This is a genomic window from Tardiphaga sp. vice304 (assembly GCF_007018905.1).
Taxonomy (GTDB): Bacteria; Pseudomonadota; Alphaproteobacteria; order Rhizobiales; family Xanthobacteraceae; genus Tardiphaga.
On record NZ_CP041402.1, the window covers coordinates 698,288 to 715,263 of the forward strand.

A 16,976-nucleotide genomic window follows, 5' to 3' on the forward strand; every position below is an offset into this window, starting at 1 on the left:
ACTGATCGATGTCATTCTGGACCCGACACCAAATCTTCGAGAAGAACTCGATCGTCCTGATCGTGGGTATTCTTTTGGTCATCGCCGTCGGCGGTCTCGTCGAGATCACGCCGCTGTTCTATCTCAAGAGCACGATCGAGGTCGTGGACGGCGTGCGTCCCTACACGCCGCTGGAACTGACCGGGCGCAACGTCTATGTCCGCGAGGGCTGCTACCTTTGCCATTCGCAGATGATTCGGCCGCTGCGCGACGAGGTCGAGCGCTACGGGCACTATTCGCTCGCCGCAGAAAGCATGTTCGACCATCCGTTTCAGTGGGGCTCCAAGCGCACCGGGCCGGACCTGGCGCGGGTCGGCGCCAAATATTCGGATGAATGGCACGTCACGCATCTGAGCAATCCGCGCGCCATCGTTCCGCAATCGGTCATGCCGGGCTACAGGTTCCTCGCTGAAACCGAGGTCAACCTCAATCAGATCGCGGACCACCTGCGCACCAACCGCGCGATCGGCGTACCCTATTCGGAAGATCAGATTCTGAACGCCGTCGCCGATCTAAAGACGCAGACCGATCCCGACAGTGCCGAAGCCGATGCCTTTGCCAAGCGCTATCCCAAGGCCGTGGCGCGCAACTTCGACGGCAAGGCCGGCGCGCCCACGGAGATGGATGCGCTGATCGCGTACCTGCAGATGCTGGGCACGCTGGTCGACTTCAAGCTCTACAACGAAAAAGCAAACCTCCGCTGAGGAGAGGCCCATGCGCGCGATATTGACCGTTCAAAACTTCGCTTCGGATCTCGTCGTCTCGCTCTGGACGCCGCTGTTCGTCGGAATCTTTATTGCCATCGTCGTGTACGCCCTCTGGCCGCGCAACAAGGCGACGTTTGATGCGGCGGCCCGCATGCCGCTGCGAGAGGATTGACCGTATCATGGCTCATCATGACGAAAACTTCGACGCCGCCACTGGCAAGACCACGACCGGTCATTCCTGGGACGGCATCAAGGAACTGAACACGCCGTTGCCGCGCTGGTGGGTATTGACCTTCTATGCGTGCATCATATGGGCGTTCGGCTACTGGATCGTCTATCCGGCCTGGCCGCTGCTGACGGGCCATACGACGGGCGTCATCCAATATTCGTCGCGTGCCGATGTGGCCGTCGAGCTTGCCAATCTGGAAAAGATCCGCGGCGACAAGATGGTCACGCTGGGCGCGGCACCTTTGGCCGAGATCGAGAAGGATCCCGCTCTGCTGGCACTGGCACGGGCCCGCGGCAAGGCGGTATTCGGCGATAATTGCGCGCCCTGCCACGGCAGCGGCGCCGCCGGCGCCAAGGGCTATCCGAACCTGAACGACGACGACTGGCTGTGGGGCGGTTCGCTCGACCAGATTCAGAAGACGCTGCAATATGGCATCCGTTCGGGCCATGCCGAAGCCCACGAAGGCCAGATGCTCGCCTTCGGCCGCGACGGTACGTTGAAGAAGCCGGAAATCGTCACGGTGGCCAATTTCGTGCGCTCACTGGCGGGCCTGCCGACCGCCAAGGGTTACGATGCCGCAGCGGGAACCAAACTGTTCGCTGACAATTGCGCGGCCTGCCACGGCGACGCCGGCAAGGGTAACCCGGAGATGGGCGCCCCAAATCTGACCGACAATATCTGGCTCTACGGCTCCGATGAAGCGACCATCATCGAGACCGTGACCAATGGGCGTAACGGCGTAATGCCGGCCTGGATCGGCCGGCTGGATCCCGCCACCATCAAGGCGTTGACGGTCTACGTGCATACGCTGGGCGGCGGCCAATAGGCCGTCGGCGGGGGGGGGCGGATGGGGGCAGACAGCGAAGGCGATTGAGGTGGATCAAATCAGCCGCGGCATTTGAGGTTAGGGTCATTCCAAGACGAGAGATGACCCCATGAACAAGCCACTGACCACTTCCGAAATGGCATCGGACGATCTCGGCCCGCTCTATGCGCCTCACAAGAAGGTCTACCCGCAGCATGTCTCGGGCACCTTCCGTCGCATCAAATGGGGGCTGATGGCATTTTGCCTCGGCGTCTATTACCTGTTGCCCTTCGTGCGCTGGGATCGCGGTATCGGTGCGCCCAACCAGGCGGTGCTGGTCGATCTCCCGAACAGCCGTTTCTATTTCTTCTTCATCGAGCTGTGGCCGCAGGAAGTCTACTATTTTACCGGCCTGCTGATTCTTGCGGCGCTGACGCTGTTTCTGATGAACGCCATCGGCGGCAGGATCTGGTGCGGCTATCTGTGCCCGCAGACGGTGTGGACTGATGTGTTCTATGCCGTCGAGCGCCTGGTCGAAGGCGACCGCCGCGAGCGCATGAAGAAGGATGCCGATACCGACAAGGGCGGCCTGAAGCTGCAGCGCTTCGCGGAAATCCTGCTGAAGCACTCGATCTGGCTGATGATCGCGTGGTGGACCGGCGGCGCCTGGGTATTGTATTTCAACGACGCGCCGACGCTGGTGACGCAGCTCGTTACCTTCCAGGCGCCGATGATCGCCTATATCTGGATCGCCATCCTGACCGGCACGACCTATCTGCTGGCCGGATTCGCGCGCGAGCAGGTCTGCGTCTACATGTGCCCGTGGCCGCGCATCCAGGCGGCGCTCACTGACGAATGGGCGCTCAACGTCACCTACAAGCGCGATCGTGGCGAAGAACGGACCTCGCTGAAGAAGGCCGCCGAGTTGCGCGCCGCCGGACAGCCCGCCGGCGATTGCATCGATTGCTATCAATGCGTAGCGGTGTGCCCGACCGGGATCGATATCCGCGACGGTTCGCAGCTCGACTGCATCCAGTGCGGGCTGTGCATCGACGCCTGCGATACCGTGATGACCAAGGTTGGCCGACCGACCCGCCTGATCGGATACGACAATGACATCAACATCCAGCGCCGCGCGGAGGGCAAGGCGGAGATCTACAAGATCGTCCGGCCGCGCACGCTGGTCTACGCCGCGATCATCGCCGTGGTCGGCGGCATCATGCTTTATGCGCTGCTGAATCGCTCGCTGCTCGACGTCAACGTGCTGCACGACCGCAACCCGATCGCGGTGCGGCTCAGCGACGGCTCGATCCGCAATGCCTATACGGTGCGGCTGCTCAACAAGCGTGGCTTCGATCGCGTCGTAGCCCTCGACATCGAGGGGCCCACCAACGCCGTGGTTCACGTCGTAGGCGCGGATTCGGTCACGCCTGATCGGCCGATGATCGTGGTGAAACGCGACAGCACGACCGAATTGCGCGTGCTGGTCACGGCGCCTGCGGCAAGCAATCCCGAGAAATCGATCCCGTTGAAAATGCGGGTGACGGATCTCGGGCTCGGCGAAGTCGCAACCGGCACCGATAATTTTGTTTCTCCATGAGCGTTCCGAGGACCACCGCATGAGCACGACCACTACTGTCCGACCGTTGACCGGCCGCACCGTCCTGATCTGCCTGATCGCGTTTTTCGGCGTGATCATCGGCGTCAACCTCACCCTGGCGAAATTCGCGATCGATACGCTGCCGGGTACCGAGGTCGATAGCGCCTACAGTGCCAGCCTCGCTTACGAAAAAGAGATCGTTGCAGCGCACGAGCAGGCCTCGCGGGCTTGGAAGGTCAATGCCCATGTTGCGCGCGGCGCCGATGGCCGAGCCGAGGTCCGCGTCGAGGCCCGCGACCGCCATGGCGCGCCGATCCAGGGACTGAATTTCTCGAGCCGGCTGGAGCGCCCGGCGGATCGGCGTGCCGACCGCGCCGTCGAACTCGCCACCTCCGGCACTGCGGCGTATCGCGGCGAAGTGGCGGCGCTGGCGCCCGGATTGTGGGATCTGGTGCTGGAAGGCGACGTCGCCGGCAAGCGCCTGTTTTTGTCCAAGAACCGCATCGTGCTGAACTAGGGACGGCCCATGCAAGCCACGCGCGACTTCTCGCATTACATCCGGGACCTTGAGCCCGGCCTGTCGCATATCGACCTTGCGGTCGAGGGCGTCAGTTGCGCCGGCTGCATGGCGAAGATCGAGCGCGGCCTGTCGGCGATCCCCCATGTGACGCTGGCGCGCGTCAACCTCACCGACAAGCGCATCGCGCTGGAGTGGAAGCGCGGAGCGCTGGATCCCGGCCGCTTCATCGATCGCCTCGCCGAGTTGGGCTATAAGGCCTATCCGTTCGAGACGGTACGCGCCGAAGCGGTCGAGACCGAGCAGTCGAAATTCCTGATGCGCTGCCTCGGCGTCGCCGCCTTCGCCACCATGAATGTCATGATGCTGTCGGTACCGGTGTGGTCGGGCAGTGCCGGCGACATGATGCCGGAGCAGCGCGACTTCTTCCACTGGCTGTCGGCCATCGTCGCGTTGCCGGCGGCGGCGTATGCCGGACAACCCTTTTTCATCTCGGCCTGGCGCGCGCTGCGCGCCCGCACCACCAATATGGACGTGCCGATCTCGATCGGTGTCATCACCGCGCTGACGATGTCGGTGGTAGAGACCATCCACCACGCCGAGCACGCTTATTTCGATGCGGCGATCATGCTGCTGACCTTCCTCTTGTTCGGCCGCTACCTCGACCAGAACATGCGCCGCCGTACCCGCGCGGTGGCCGGCAATCTGGCGGCGCTGAAGGCCGAGACCGCGACCAAATTCATCTCCGACCAGGAGATCAGCGACGTGCCGGTGGCCGCACTCAGTGTCGGCGATATCGTGCTGCTGCGCCCCGGCGAGCGTTGCGCGGTCGATGGCACGGTGATCGAGGGTCATTCCGAGATCGACCAGAGCCTGATCACCGGCGAGACCTTGTATGCCCCGGCCGAGCGCGGCACTGCGGTCTATGCGGGCACCATGAACATTTCCGGTACGCTGCGGATCCGGGTCTCGGCGGCGACCGAAGGCACGCTGCTGGCCGAGATCACCCGGTTGCTCGACCACGCGCTGCAGGCGCGCTCGCGCTACGTGATGCTGGCGGACCGCGCCTCGCGCCTCTATGCGCCGGTGGTGCATGCGGCGGCGTTGCTGACGATGTTCGGCTGGGTGCTGGCGGGGGCGAGCTGGCATGATTCGATCGTCACGGCCGTCGCGGTGCTGATCATCACCTGCCCCTGTGCCCTCGGCCTCGCCATCCCGACCGTGCAGACCGTAGCGGCCGGCGCCATGTTCCGGGCCGGCGTGCTGCTCAATTCCGGCGACGCCATCGAGCGCACCGCGGCGGTCGATCACGTCGTGTTCGACAAGACCGGCACGCTGACGATGCCGGATCTCGACCTCACCAACGGCGCGCAGATCCCGCCGGAGATGCTGGAGCTCGCCGGCCGGCTGGCGCTGGCCAGCCATCATCCGGTGGCGGCCGCGGTCGCGCGCGCGTCCGGCGCCAGATTGCCGCTCACGGGCATCGTCGAACAGCCGGGCCAGGGCGTTCACGGCGTCGTCGATGGCGTCGAGGTCCGGCTCGGCCGGCCGTCGTTCTGCGACGCCGACGACATGGCCAATGCCATTCTCAGCAACGATCCGGAAATGTCCGCGGTAGCGTTCCGCCATGGCGACACCCGCTACGTCTTTGCGGTCCGCCAGCAGCTTCGCCCCGATGCGCAGGCGACGGTGGCGGCGCTGCACCGCCGCGGCATCAAAGTGGAAATCCTGTCGGGCGACCGCGAACCTGCAGTGGAAGCCGCGGCAGAAAGCCTCGGAATCGTGGAATGGCGCGCCGGCGTCACGCCGGCCGAAAAGATCGCGCGCATCAGCGAATTGAAGGCGCAGGGCGTCAAGGTGATGATGGTCGGCGACGGCCTCAACGACGCGCCGGCGCTGGCCGCGGCGCATGTCTCGATGTCGCCGATCTCGGCCGCGCATCTCAGCCAGGCCACCGCCGATCTCGTCTTTCTCGGCAAGCCGCTGGCGCCGGTAGTGGCCGCGATCGACTATTCGCGCAAGGCGCTTGGCATCATGCGGCAGAATTTGTGGCTGGCGGTGATCTACAACGCGCTGGCGGTGCCGATCGCGATCGCCGGACTGGTGACGCCGCTGATCGCCGCAATCGCGATGTCGGGGTCGTCGATCCTGGTGATGCTCAATGCGGTGCGCGCACGCCGCGTGGCAAAGGAGAGCGTCTGATGGAAGTACTGGTCATCCTCGTGCCGCTGGCGCTCGCGCTTGGCCTAGTTGGGCTCGGCGGCTTCTTGTGGTCGTTGAAATCAGGGCAATATGACGATCTCGACGGCGCCGCGTGGCGCGCTCTGGCGGATGATGAGCCGGCCACCCCGACCCCTGCGCATCCGGCGGATCGGCCGTAACTACACAAACCGCCGCACATTGACCTCTTCGAGGTCGAGCCCCCGCTCGATCTCGTGCAGCACTGAATCGTGGATTTCGCCGCTGCGGTGCATCCGCAGCAGTTCGGTGCGGCCGGCGGCGTTGGCCGCCAGCACCGCGTTGTAATGGTCGGTGCGATGCGGCGCCAGCGTTTCGCTCTCTTCTGAAAAGCGCTTCGCGGCGTTGACCCGATAATTGTACTGCTCGATCAGCCGTGGGTGGCGATGGGTGCCGTCCGGCTTCAGCGACTCTTTTTCGAGGGCAGCGAGTTGCGCCGCAGCGACGCGCGCGCGAGCCTGCGCTTCGGTCAGTTGCGGCCCATGCGCCAGCGTGAAGTCCTCCTTCACCAGCAGCCTCGCCAGTGGCGCCAGCGTGGTGCCTTGCAGCAGCACGGTGACCAGGATCACCGCGAAGGTGACGGCGAGAATAAAATCCCGACCGGGGAATCCTTCCGGCAGCGACAGCGCGATGGCCAGGCTGACCACGCCGCGCATGCCGGCCCACCCCATGATGAATGGCACCGCCAGCGGCGGATAGGGGTCGCGCGCGCGGAGCGACGGCAGCAGCAGCCGCGGCAGATAGGTCCCCAGATAGATCCAGACGAAACGCGCCAGGATCACCGTGCCGACAATCGCCGCCGTGGCGGGCAACAGACCAAGCAGCGCGTCTGTATTGCCCAGCCGGGACAGGATGCCGCGCAGCGACAGCCCGATCAGAATGAACACCAGCGACTCTAGCGCGAACACCACGACGCCCCACACCGCCAAAGCGCGGGTCCGCGTCGCGGCGTTGATCACTTCATGCTGCTTCCAGCCCAGAATGATGCCGCAGGCGACGGTCGAGAGCACGCCGGACACGCCGAGCTTTTCGGCCGCGATGTACGACATCCAGGCATTGAGGAAGGTCCAGACGATGATCAGGTCGCTGTCGCGGATGCGCTTCATGACGAAGATCGACACGACGGCGAAAGCGACGCCCATGGCAATGCCGCCGATGCCGAGCCAGGCAAAGGACAGCGACGCCTCACCGATCGAGAAGCTGCCGGTCAATGCGGCGGCCACGGCGAAGCGGAATAGCACAAGGCCGGAAGCGTCGTTGACCAGGCTCTCACCCTCCAGCAGCACGACCACCCGTCGCGGCAGCGGCACCGAGGACAGCACCGCCTTGGCGGCCACCGCATCCGGCGGCGAGACGATGGCACCGAGCGCGAAACACACCGCCCATGGCAGCGACGGCATCACCCAATGCGTGACGGCGCCGACCACCAGCGTGGTGAAGAACACCGCGCCGACCGCAAGCTGCAGGATGATGCGGATATCGGCGCGAAAATCCCGCCATGAGGTAAACCACGCGCTCGACATCAACAGCGGCGGCAGGAACAGCACCAGCACCAGGTCGGGATCGATCTCGACATCCGGCGCGCCGGGAATCAGTGCGAAACAGACGCCGCCGAGGATCAGCGCCGCCGCCGGCGGCAGCTTCAGCCGACGCGCGACAATATCGAGCGCGACGATCACGGCCATCAAGAGCAGGATCAGTTCGAAGCGGGCAACACGGGACATGCGAGCCTTTTGAGAAGATGCGGCGGGACGAAATGCGCCCGCGATCGTCATTTTTCGCAAATGTTCGGCTGGCTGTACAGGTTCGGCCCGGCGGCTTTCGTTGTACGCAGCTTGCCTGAATTGCCGACACCTCGGCTCCATCGTCCCCTCCCTCCTCGTGGGGGAGGGTGGCCGCGCGAAAGCGCGGACGGGAGCGGGGGGCGCCACAAGCGACGTCGATTGCGGCTCCCCTCTACCTGACCCTCCCCCGCAAGGGGAGGGGACACTGCTGACGGTGTTTGTGACTTGAAGGACGATGCTGGGAATACAACACAACAAAAAGGGCGACCCTCCGGCCGCCCCTTGTGTGCTGCTATCAATCGCCCGCGTTATTCCGCGCTCTGCACCAGCCTGATCTTCGGCACGCCGGTATCCGTCAGGTCGCGGTAGCAGGCCATGTAGTCCAGCGCCATTCGTCGCGCGGTGAAGCGCGTTTCGAACTGCTTGCGTATCGCCGTGCGGTCCACGCCCTGCAGACGCCCAACCGCCGCCACTGCGCTGGTCTCGTCCTCGACGATGAAACCGGTCAGCCCCTGGTCGATGATCTCCGGCACCGAGCCGCGGTTATATGCGATCACCGGCGTGCCGCAGGCCATCGATTCGATCATCACCAAGCCGAACGGCTCCGGCCAGTCGATCGGCAGCAGCAGGCCGATCGCACCTGACAGGAACTGCGGCTTCTCGTGGTCGCCGATCTCGCCGATGTATTCGATCAGCGGATGATCCATCAGCGGACGCACCACGGCCTCATAGTACTCCTGGTCGGCGCGGTCGATCTTGGCGGCGATCTTCAAGGGAATGCCGGCGCGGATCGCGATCTTGATGGCGCGGTCGACGCCCTTCTCGGGCGCGATGCGGCCAAGCACCGCCAGATAGCTCGGCACAATGTCCTGCGGCGTCAGCAGGTTTTCCGGAATGCCGTGATAGATCGTGCGCACGAAGTTCGCCTGCGGCACCGGACGGCGCTGCGCATTCGAGATCGACACCACCGGCGCCTTGTTGAAGGTGGTGAACACCGGTTGGTGTTCCGGCAGATCAAGCCGGCCGTGCAGCGTGGTGAGAAACGGCGTCGGCTGGCGCGCGAACAGTGAGAACGGATAGTAGTCGAGATGAAAGTGGAGGAAATCGAATTCCTCGTCGTCACACTTCTGGCGCACACGCTCCAGCATCTCCATGTGCAGCGCGTTGGGATCGCGAACCGATCCGTCGAGCCGCAGCGCTTTCGGCCAGCCGGCGTCGAGTTTTGCGGATGTCACTGAATCGCCGCTGGCAAAGAGGGTTACGTCATTTCCGAGAGCTACCAGCTCTTCAGTCAACCAGTGCACGACCCGTTCGGTGCCGCCATAGAGTTTCGGGGGAACGGCTTCGGTAAGCGGAGCAACCTGCGCGATGCGCATCTAAACTTCTCCTGTGATCGGGTTGATGATGAGAGCTCGTCTCCGGCACCGGCATTGCCTGATCGGGAACGTTCTCGCATATGCGAAGTTCCTGACTGACATGCGCACTTCGTCCACACTGTGGTCTTGCTGATGCCATTTCGTCCGTTCAACTTCCCGACACTGACGATGCTGCCAAATTGTTGCGCAGTGATGGCGAGAGCATGGAATTTTGCGAATGGCGTTGTTGACACCGGCGAGCGTACCCGCGTCGCCGCTAGATTCCGGTTCTCCTCCAACAGGTTCGAACAGCACGATGGATAGTCTTTCCGGCTACGCGCAGCGGCCGTTTGCTTTTGTGATGCGCTACATCCAGCGACGCTCTGCATCGCATCTCATCATCCTGCTTTCGGTGCTTGCAGCCGTCGCCTGTTCGGTGGGAACTCAATACGGAATCAAATTTCTGGTCGACGGGCTGTCGGCGGGGCCGAATTCGTCCGGCAACGGCGTCTGGCTTGCCTTTATTTTACTGGTGACGCTGATTTCCGCGGATATGTTCTTGTGGCGGGTGGCGAGTTGGACGGCGAGCTTCACCTTTGTCGGCGTGACCGGCGATCTTCGCCGCGATATTTTTCGCCACCTCACCGGGCATGCGCCGAGCTATTTCACCGAAAAACTGCCGGGCATGCTGACCAGCCGCATTACCGCCACATCGAACGCGGTGTTCACCGTTGAAAACATGTTCGTGTGGAATGTGATGCCGCCATGCGTCGCCACAATTGCGGCGATTGCGCTGATCGGCACGGTCAGCCTGCCGATGGCGCTGGGCCTTGCGGTGGTCGCTGGCGGCGTCGTGGTGATGATGTTCAAGATGGCCGCGGGCGGCAAGGCGTTGCATGACGACTTCGCCGACAAGGCCGCTGCGGTCGACGGCGAGATGGTCGATGTCATCAACAACATGCCGCTGGTCCGCGCCTTCTGCGGGCTGGGTTTCGAGCACGCCCGCTTCGACGCCACCGTCGACAAGGAACTGAACGCCCGCGGCCGCAGCCTGCGCTATCTGGAAAAGCTGCGCCTGACCCACGCAGCGATTACCGTGGTGTTGACCATCGGCCTGCTCGGCTGGGCGATCCTGTTGTGGCAGCGTGGCGGCGCCTCGACCGGCGACGTCGTTCTCATCTGCACGCTGGGTCTCTCGATCCTGCACGCGACACGCGATCTCGCGGTCGCTCTGGTCGACGTCACCCAACATGTCGCACGTCTCTCCGAAGCGCTCGCCACCTTATTGGTGCCGCATGAACTGAGCGACCATCCGGAAGCTGAGAACCTGGTCAAATCCGGCGCGGCGATCGCCTTCAACGACATCTTTTTTACCTATCCAGGCGGCCTGCCGGTGTTCGACAAGTTCACCCTGCGCCTGCACGCCGGCCAGCGCGTCGGTCTGGTCGGTCAGTCCGGTGGCGGCAAGTCGAGCCTGTTCGTGCTGTTGCAGCGCTTCTACGACGTACAGAGCGGCAGCATCACCATCGACGGACAGGACATTTCGCGGGTAACTCAGCACAGCCTGCGCCAGGCGATCTCCGTGGTTCCCCAGGATATCTCGCTGTTCCATCGCTCGATCATGGAAAACATTCGCTACGGCCGCCCCGGCGCCACCGACGAGGAAGTGATGCGCGCCGCGATTGCCGCGCGATGCGACTTCGTCGAGACGCTGCCCGAGGGGCTGCACACCCAGGTCGGCGACCGCGGCGTCAAACTGTCGGGGGGCCAGCGGCAACGCATCGCGATCGCCCGCGCGTTCCTCAAGGACGCGCCGATCCTGTTACTGGACGAGGCGACCGCCGCGCTCGACAGCGAATCCGAGGAAGCGATCCGCGAGGCGCTGCAGCGCCTGATGCGCGGCCGCACCGTGATTGCGATCGCACATCGTCTGGCTACGCTGCGCAATTTTGACCGCGTCGTCATGCTGCAGGGCGGCAAGATCATCGAGGACGGCAAACCGGGCAGCCTGATGCAAGGCAGCGGGCCGTATCGCGAACTCGTGACTCAGGAAATGAACCGGCTCGCGCAACACGCGGCCTGACCGTTTTAGCATTCTGCGCTGAGTCGCCCTGCGGAGAATCCTCCGCGCACCAACAACCGGTCGAGGTCCCTCATGCCCATCGAAGCCGCTGCCAAGATCGCCCCGCTCCACACTGCCGGTCAGATCGTTGAGTCGCCTTTCTACATTCCGATGACTGGGCCGGCGTCGCGGCCGCGTCGCGCGCTGAAGCATGATGACACCTTCGTCGTGCTGGACAGCCACGGCGATATCGGCGCTTCCGCCGGCGGCCCCGACGGGCTGTTCAACGCCGACACCCGCTATCTGGCGCGGCTCGAACTGGCGCTCGACGACGTGCAGCCGCTGTTGCTCGGCTCCAACCTGCGTGACGACAATTCATCGCTCACCGTCGACCTGACCAATCCCGATATCTATCGCAACGGCCAGCTGGTGCTGGCGAAGGACATGCTGCACATCGTGCGCACCTTCTTTCTGTGGCACGGCACCGCCTATCAGCGCATCGGGCTGCAGAACCACGGCGAAGCGGCCGCCAGCTTCGACCTCACGCTGTCGTTCGACAATGACTTTGCCGACCTATTCGAGGTTCGCGGCTCCAGGCGCACGCGGCGCGGCACAGCCACCAGCCGGGTGGTCGGCCCGACCGAGGTCGCGCTGGAATATACCGGGCTTGACGATGTCAGCCGCTCGACCGCGGTGCATTTCGACCCGAAGCCGACGCGGCTCGGCCCCAACACCGCGACCTATCATTTCGACCTCGAGCCGCAGCAGGTTACGTCGCTGTTCGTCGCCGCCTCGTGCAACGCACAGGTCGGCGTCAAGCCGGCGCCGTTCTTCCGTTCGCTGCTGGCGCATCGCCGCGAGATGCGCAACTTTTCCAAGGGCGCGCTGTCGATCGAGACCTCGAACAACATCTTTAACGAGGTGCTGTGCCAGGCGATGGCCGACCTCAACATGCTGATGACGGAGACGCCGCAGGGCCGGTATCCCTACGCCGGCATCCCCTGGTACTCGACGACGTTCGGTCGCGACGGCCTGATCACGGCAATGCAGATGCTGTGGGTCGATCCGCGGATTGCGCGCGGCGTGCTGAAGCGGCTAGCGGCCTTCCAGGCGAAGCGCGTAGATCCTTTGTCGGATGCCGAGCCCGGCAAGATACTGCACGAAATGCGCGGCGGCGAGATGGCTGCTTTGCGCGAAGTACCGTTCGCGCAATATTACGGCAGCGTCGATTCCACGCCGCTGTTCGTGCTGCTGGCCGGCCTCTATGTCGAGCGCACCGGCGATGACGAAACGCTGCGCGAGCTATGGCCGGCGATCGAGGCCGGACTGGCATGGATCGACGGTCCCGGCGATCCCGATGGCGACGGCTTTGTCGAATACCAGCGCGCCACCGACGAGGGCCTGCAGAACCAGGGCTGGAAGGATTCCTACGACGCCATCTTCCACGCCGACGGCAAGCTCGCCGAAGGCAGCGTCGCGCTCGTCGAGGTGCAGGGATATGTGTTCGCTGCCAAGCAGCTGGCAGCCAGGCTCGCGCTGCGCATGAACCTGCCGGACCGCGCCAGCGAACTGGAAACCCAGGCCGAGACGCTGCGGAAAAATTTCGAAGAGGCGTTCTGGTGCGAGGAACTCGGCACCTATGCGATCGCGCTCGACGGCGCAAAGATGCCGTGCGAGGTCCGCACCTCCAATGCCGGGCAGGTGCTGTTCACCGGCATCGCGCGGGAGGACCGCGCGCGGCTGGTCGCCGCCGACCTGATGCGCCCGCATTTCTTCACGGGCTGGGGCATCCGCACCGTGGCGCGCGGCGAGGCGCGCTACAATCCGATGTCGTATCATGACGGTTCGATCTGGCCGCACGACAACGCGCTGATCACGCTGGGCCTGGCGCGCTACGGCCTCAAGCATTCGGTGGAGGCGGTGTTCAAGGGCCTGTTTGATACCGCGACCTATATGGACCTGCGCCGGCTGCCGGAATTGTTCTGCGGCTTCCAGCGCGAGAAGCGTCGCGGGCCGACGCTGTATCCGGTCGCCTGCGCGCCGCAGGCCTGGGCGAGCGCCACGCCGTTCACGCTGCTCGAGGCAGCGCTGGGAATCGAGTTCGACGCCGCGCGTGGCGAAATCCGTTTCCGCAATCCGCGGCTGCCGGCGTTTCTCAACGAAGTCATTTTGCGAGACCTGCGGCTCGGCAACTCCACCGTCGATCTGCGGCTGCGCCGGCATAACGACGACGTCTCGCTGGAAGTGCTGCGCACCCGCGGCAGGATCCAGGTTTCGATCGTACTGACGCATTGATCGGTGACCGAAATGGTCGTGGGACAAAAGCTCTCTCGTGTCGTCCCTGCGAACGCAGGGACCCATACACGCTGTCGCCGTATCGACGCGCGAGGCGAATGATAGTGGCTGATCCGCTTTGACGGTGGCTATGGGTCCCCGCTTCCGCGGGGACGACAGGCGGAGAGTTCGGTGACGAACAAGAATGAAAGAGGCGGAATGAATTTAGTTCAAGTGAGACTTATCGCGGCAGTTAGCTGCGCGCTACTCTCGGTGAGCCCAAGCTGGGCCGCTGACGACCCGGCGCCCGCGGCGACGCCGGCCCCGGCTGCTCCCGCCGTCGAAGCACCAAAGCCGGCTGCAACGCCGCCGGTGGCGGTCACCAAGCCGCCGTCTGTCACGGTGATCGACGCCTTCGATGCGCGCGGCATTCTTGGCCGCGACGTACGCAGCCCCGCCAACGAGAACATGGGCCGCATCGCCGACGTGATCGTCGACCGCGCGGGCGTCGTGCGCGCGGCGGTGATCGATTTCGGCGGATTTCTCGGCGTCGGGAGCCGGAAGATCGTGGTCGACTGGGCGGCGCTGCATTTCTGGAACGTCGCCAACAAGAGCGAAAGCATTACGCTCGACCTGAGTCGTGAACAGGTCCGCGCCGCGCCGGAATACAAGGACGATGCGCCGATCGTGGCGCTCGGCGCTTCAGGTGCGCTGTATCCGCTGCGTTTCCCGCCGCCGCCCGCTGCGCAGGACAGATAGGTGGCGCCCGCGACCATCTATGCCCCAGATCGGCCACGCGCCGATGGCGACGAGGTGCGGCAGGTTGCCTGCGCGCCCGGCATCGCGCCGGAGCACGACGGCGGCGAGCCCGGCAAGCCGGAGCCGTCGCGGCAGAGCCTGCGCGGGCTCGACTGGTTCATCCTCTTTCTCGCCGACGTGCAGACCGGCTTCGGCCCGTTCATCGCGGTGTATCTGACGACGCAGAAATGGACCCAGGTCGAGATCGGCTTCGTATTGTCGATCGGCGGCATCGTCGGGCTGCTCGGCCAGATGCCAGGCGGCGCCATCGTCGATGCCGCGCGCTCGACCAGGCTGGTGGCCGGTGCCGCGGTGCTCACGATCTGTTTCTGTGCGCTCGGCTACGCCGCCTTTCCGGTATTTCCGATCGTCGTCACCGCCGCCACGCTGCATGCGATGGCGAGCTGCGTGCTGGGCCCGGCGATCGCCGCCGTCAGCCTCGGCCTCGTAGGTCCCTTGCGGATCGGCGAACGGCTCGGCCGCAACGCGCGCTTCGCATCCCTGGGCAACGGCGTCGCCGCCGCGGTGATGGGCACCTGCGGCTATTATCTCTCCAGCCGTTCGGTGTTTGTCGTCACTTTCCTGCTGGCGCTGCCGACATTGTATGCGCTGTCGCGAATCCGCGCCCGAGACATCGATGCGGCGCAGGCGCATGGCGCTGCCCTCAAGACGGCGGACTACAGTCCGGTGCGGTTTCGCGACCTGATCCGGCAGCGACCGCTGTTGATCTTCGCCGGTGCGGTGCTGCTGCTGCAACTCGCCAACGCCGCGATGCTGCCGCTGATGGCCGGCGTCGTCACCACGCGCTCGGCCGACTGGGCGCCGGTGCTGATCGCGTTCTGCATCGTGGTGCCTCAGGCGATCGTCGCCCTGACCTCGCCGACGGTCGGCCGCAAGGCGCAGCAATGGGGCCGTCGGCCGTTCCTGCTGCTCGGCTTTGCCGCGCTGACCATTCGCGGCGTGCTGTTCGCGACCGTGACCGATCCCTATTTGCTGGTGGCGGTGCAGTTGTTCGATGGCGTCACCGCCGCGGTGTTCAGCGTGATGATTCCTCTGATCGTCGCCGATCTCGCCTTCGGCAGCGGCCGATATTCGCTGGCGCTGGGCATCATCGGCACCGCCAGCGGTATCGGTGCCTCGGTATCGACCATTCTTGCCGGCTTCGTCGCAGACCGCTTCGGCGCACCGACGGCATTTCTGGGACTCGCCTGCGTCGCCGCGCTGGGGCTGGCGATGATCTGGAGCATCATGCCGGAAACGCGCAGAAGCGAAACGGCATAACTTCTCGTGTCATCCCCGCGTTCGCGGGGACGACAGCCGAGTGAACGGAGCGACGTTACGCCTTCACACTGTCGCCGAGATAGTTGATCGCGGCCGTCGTGCCACCGCGGCCGTGTGGAATGCCGAGCGCCTGCAACCCCATTTCGATCACGCCGAGCGTGCCCAAAATCATTGGCGCGCTGATGTGGCCCATATGGGCGATGCGGAACGCCTTGCCGGAGAGATCGCCGATGCCGACGCCGAGGATCACGCCGCATTTGTTCTTGCAATAGGCCAGCAGCGGCGCGGGGTCGGTCATCGTCACCGTCGTCACGGTGTTGGAGCGTTCCGCGGGGGCTGCGATGTTGAAGCCGAGCACGCCGTCCTGCGACCATACCGTTACCGCGCGGCGCACCGCTTCGGCCAGCAGGCTGTGCCGACGGAAAACGTTCGGCAGCGTCTCGTCGAGCAGCATGTCGATCGCCTGGCGCTGCGCGAACAACAGGTGGATCGGCGCCGTGCCGGAATATTTGTTGTAGTGCTCCGGCCCGCCGCGCGCGGTCCAGTCCCAGTACGGCGTGCGCAGCCCGGCGGTCTCATGCACCTTGCGGGCGCGGTCGGAGGCCGCCACGAAGCCAAGGCCGGGCGGCGCCATCAGGCCCTTCTGCGAGCCGGACATCGCGACGTCGATGCCCCATTTGTCCATCTCGAACGGCATGCAGGCGAGTGACGCCACCGCATCGACCATGAACAATGCCGGATGGCCGGCAGCCTTGATGGCGCGGCCGATCGCCTCGATGTCGTTCCAGGCGCCCGACGCCGTATCCACCTGCACCGCTAGCACCGCCTTGATCTCGTGCGTAGTGTCGGCGCGCAGCCGTGCCGCGACTTCGTCCGGGCGGATCGCGCGACGCCAGTCGCCCTTCAGGCCCTCGACATCGACGCCCATCGCGCGCGCAGCCTGGCCCCAGCCGATCGCGAAGCGGCCGCTCTCCAGCACCAGGATCTTGTCGCCGCGCGACAGCACATTGCTGAGCGTCGCCTCCCAGGCGCCGTGGCCGTTGGCGATGTAGATGTAGGATTGCGCCGTGGTGCCGAACAGGCGGCTCAGATCGCGCAGCAGGCTGTCGGTCAATTCCACCATGGTGTCGGAATAGATGTCGAGTGCCGGGCGATGCATCGCGCGCAGCACCTCGTCGGGCATCGTGGTGGGGCCGGGGATGGCGAGAAACTCACGCCCTGCGCGAACGACCATTATGAATTCCCTTGCTGGCAGCTAGTTGCCTTGTGACATGGGAGCCCGACGGA

14 protein-coding genes are annotated in these 16,976 nt (G+C 64.7%); 11 read left to right on the forward strand and 3 right to left on the reverse strand.

Going from position 1 to position 16,976, the window contains the following annotated elements; translation table 11 throughout:
* The first annotated feature begins 8 nt into the window (after positions 1-8).
* From ccoO to ccoS, 7 genes are all read left to right on the forward strand, one after another.
* A complete protein-coding gene (ccoO, locus tag FNL56_RS03260) occupies positions 9-743 on the forward strand; it encodes a cytochrome-c oxidase, cbb3-type subunit II (RefSeq protein WP_143571569.1) in 735 nt (244 codons plus the stop codon).
* A gap of 10 nt (positions 744-753) precedes the next feature.
* Positions 754-918 carry a cbb3-type cytochrome c oxidase subunit 3 gene (locus FNL56_RS03265; RefSeq protein ID WP_143571570.1) on the forward strand — a complete coding sequence of 55 codons (165 nt, stop codon included), beginning with the start codon at positions 754-756 and terminating at the stop codon, positions 916-918.
* Between the two features lie 7 nt (positions 919-925).
* Positions 926-1,801, forward strand: coding sequence for a cytochrome-c oxidase, cbb3-type subunit III (gene ccoP, locus FNL56_RS03270; protein ID WP_143571571.1), 876 nt, complete (start codon positions 926-928; stop codon positions 1,799-1,801).
* Positions 1,802-1,910: 109 nt separating this feature from the next.
* On the forward strand, positions 1,911-3,380 hold the full coding sequence (gene ccoG / locus FNL56_RS03275; RefSeq protein WP_143571572.1) for a cytochrome c oxidase accessory protein CcoG: 1,470 nt from the start codon (positions 1,911-1,913) through the stop codon (positions 3,378-3,380).
* Between the two features lie 19 nt (positions 3,381-3,399).
* The gene (locus FNL56_RS03280) at positions 3,400-3,897 is read left to right on the forward strand and encodes a FixH family protein (protein WP_143571573.1); all 498 of its coding nucleotides are present in this window, start codon (positions 3,400-3,402) and stop codon (positions 3,895-3,897) included.
* A gap of 9 nt (positions 3,898-3,906) precedes the next feature.
* Positions 3,907-6,099, forward strand: coding sequence for a cation-translocating P-type ATPase (locus tag FNL56_RS03285; RefSeq protein ID WP_143571574.1), 2,193 nt, complete (start codon positions 3,907-3,909; stop codon positions 6,097-6,099).
* Entirely contained in the window at positions 6,099-6,278 is a 180-nt protein-coding gene (gene ccoS, locus FNL56_RS03290) for a cbb3-type cytochrome oxidase assembly protein CcoS (protein ID WP_143571575.1), read from the forward strand. The genes FNL56_RS03285 and ccoS overlap by 1 nt, the downstream gene beginning before the upstream one ends.
* On the opposite strand, the gene FNL56_RS03295 is transcribed toward ccoS, so the two are convergent.
* Both FNL56_RS03295 and FNL56_RS03300 read right to left on the reverse strand, forming a co-directional pair.
* Positions 6,279-7,859, reverse strand: a complete 1,581-nt coding sequence (locus FNL56_RS03295; RefSeq protein WP_143581769.1) for a Na+/H+ antiporter — start codon at positions 7,857-7,859, stop codon at positions 6,279-6,281.
* Between the two features lie 368 nt (positions 7,860-8,227).
* Positions 8,228-9,295, reverse strand: coding sequence for a glycosyltransferase family 4 protein (locus FNL56_RS03300; protein ID WP_143571577.1), 1,068 nt, complete (start codon positions 9,293-9,295; stop codon positions 8,228-8,230).
* A 295-nt stretch (positions 9,296-9,590) separates the two neighbouring features.
* On the opposite strand from FNL56_RS03300, the gene FNL56_RS03305 reads away from it, so the two are divergent.
* The 4 genes from FNL56_RS03305 (at position 9,591) to FNL56_RS03320 (ending at position 15,689) form a co-directional block, all read left to right on the forward strand.
* A complete protein-coding gene (locus tag FNL56_RS03305) occupies positions 9,591-11,357 on the forward strand; it encodes an ABC transporter ATP-binding protein (RefSeq protein ID WP_143571578.1) in 1,767 nt (588 codons plus the stop codon).
* A gap of 72 nt (positions 11,358-11,429) precedes the next feature.
* Positions 11,430-13,631: an amylo-alpha-1,6-glucosidase gene (locus FNL56_RS03310; RefSeq protein WP_143571579.1), complete on the forward strand. Its 2,202-nt coding sequence runs from the start codon at positions 11,430-11,432 to the stop codon at positions 13,629-13,631.
* A gap of 198 nt (positions 13,632-13,829) precedes the next feature.
* The gene (locus FNL56_RS03315) at positions 13,830-14,369 is read left to right on the forward strand and encodes a PRC-barrel domain-containing protein (RefSeq protein ID WP_143571580.1); all 540 of its coding nucleotides are present in this window, start codon (positions 13,830-13,832) and stop codon (positions 14,367-14,369) included.
* An 81-nt stretch (positions 14,370-14,450) separates the two neighbouring features.
* Positions 14,451-15,689: an MFS transporter gene (locus tag FNL56_RS03320; protein ID WP_246661651.1), complete on the forward strand. Its 1,239-nt coding sequence runs from the start codon at positions 14,451-14,453 to the stop codon at positions 15,687-15,689.
* 55 nt (positions 15,690-15,744) lie between these two features.
* Here FNL56_RS03320 and FNL56_RS03325 read toward each other — a convergent pair whose 3' ends face one another.
* A complete protein-coding gene (locus tag FNL56_RS03325) occupies positions 15,745-16,923 on the reverse strand; it encodes a pyridoxal-phosphate-dependent aminotransferase family protein (RefSeq protein ID WP_143581771.1) in 1,179 nt (392 codons plus the stop codon).
* Positions 16,924-16,976: the final 53 nt, after the last annotated feature.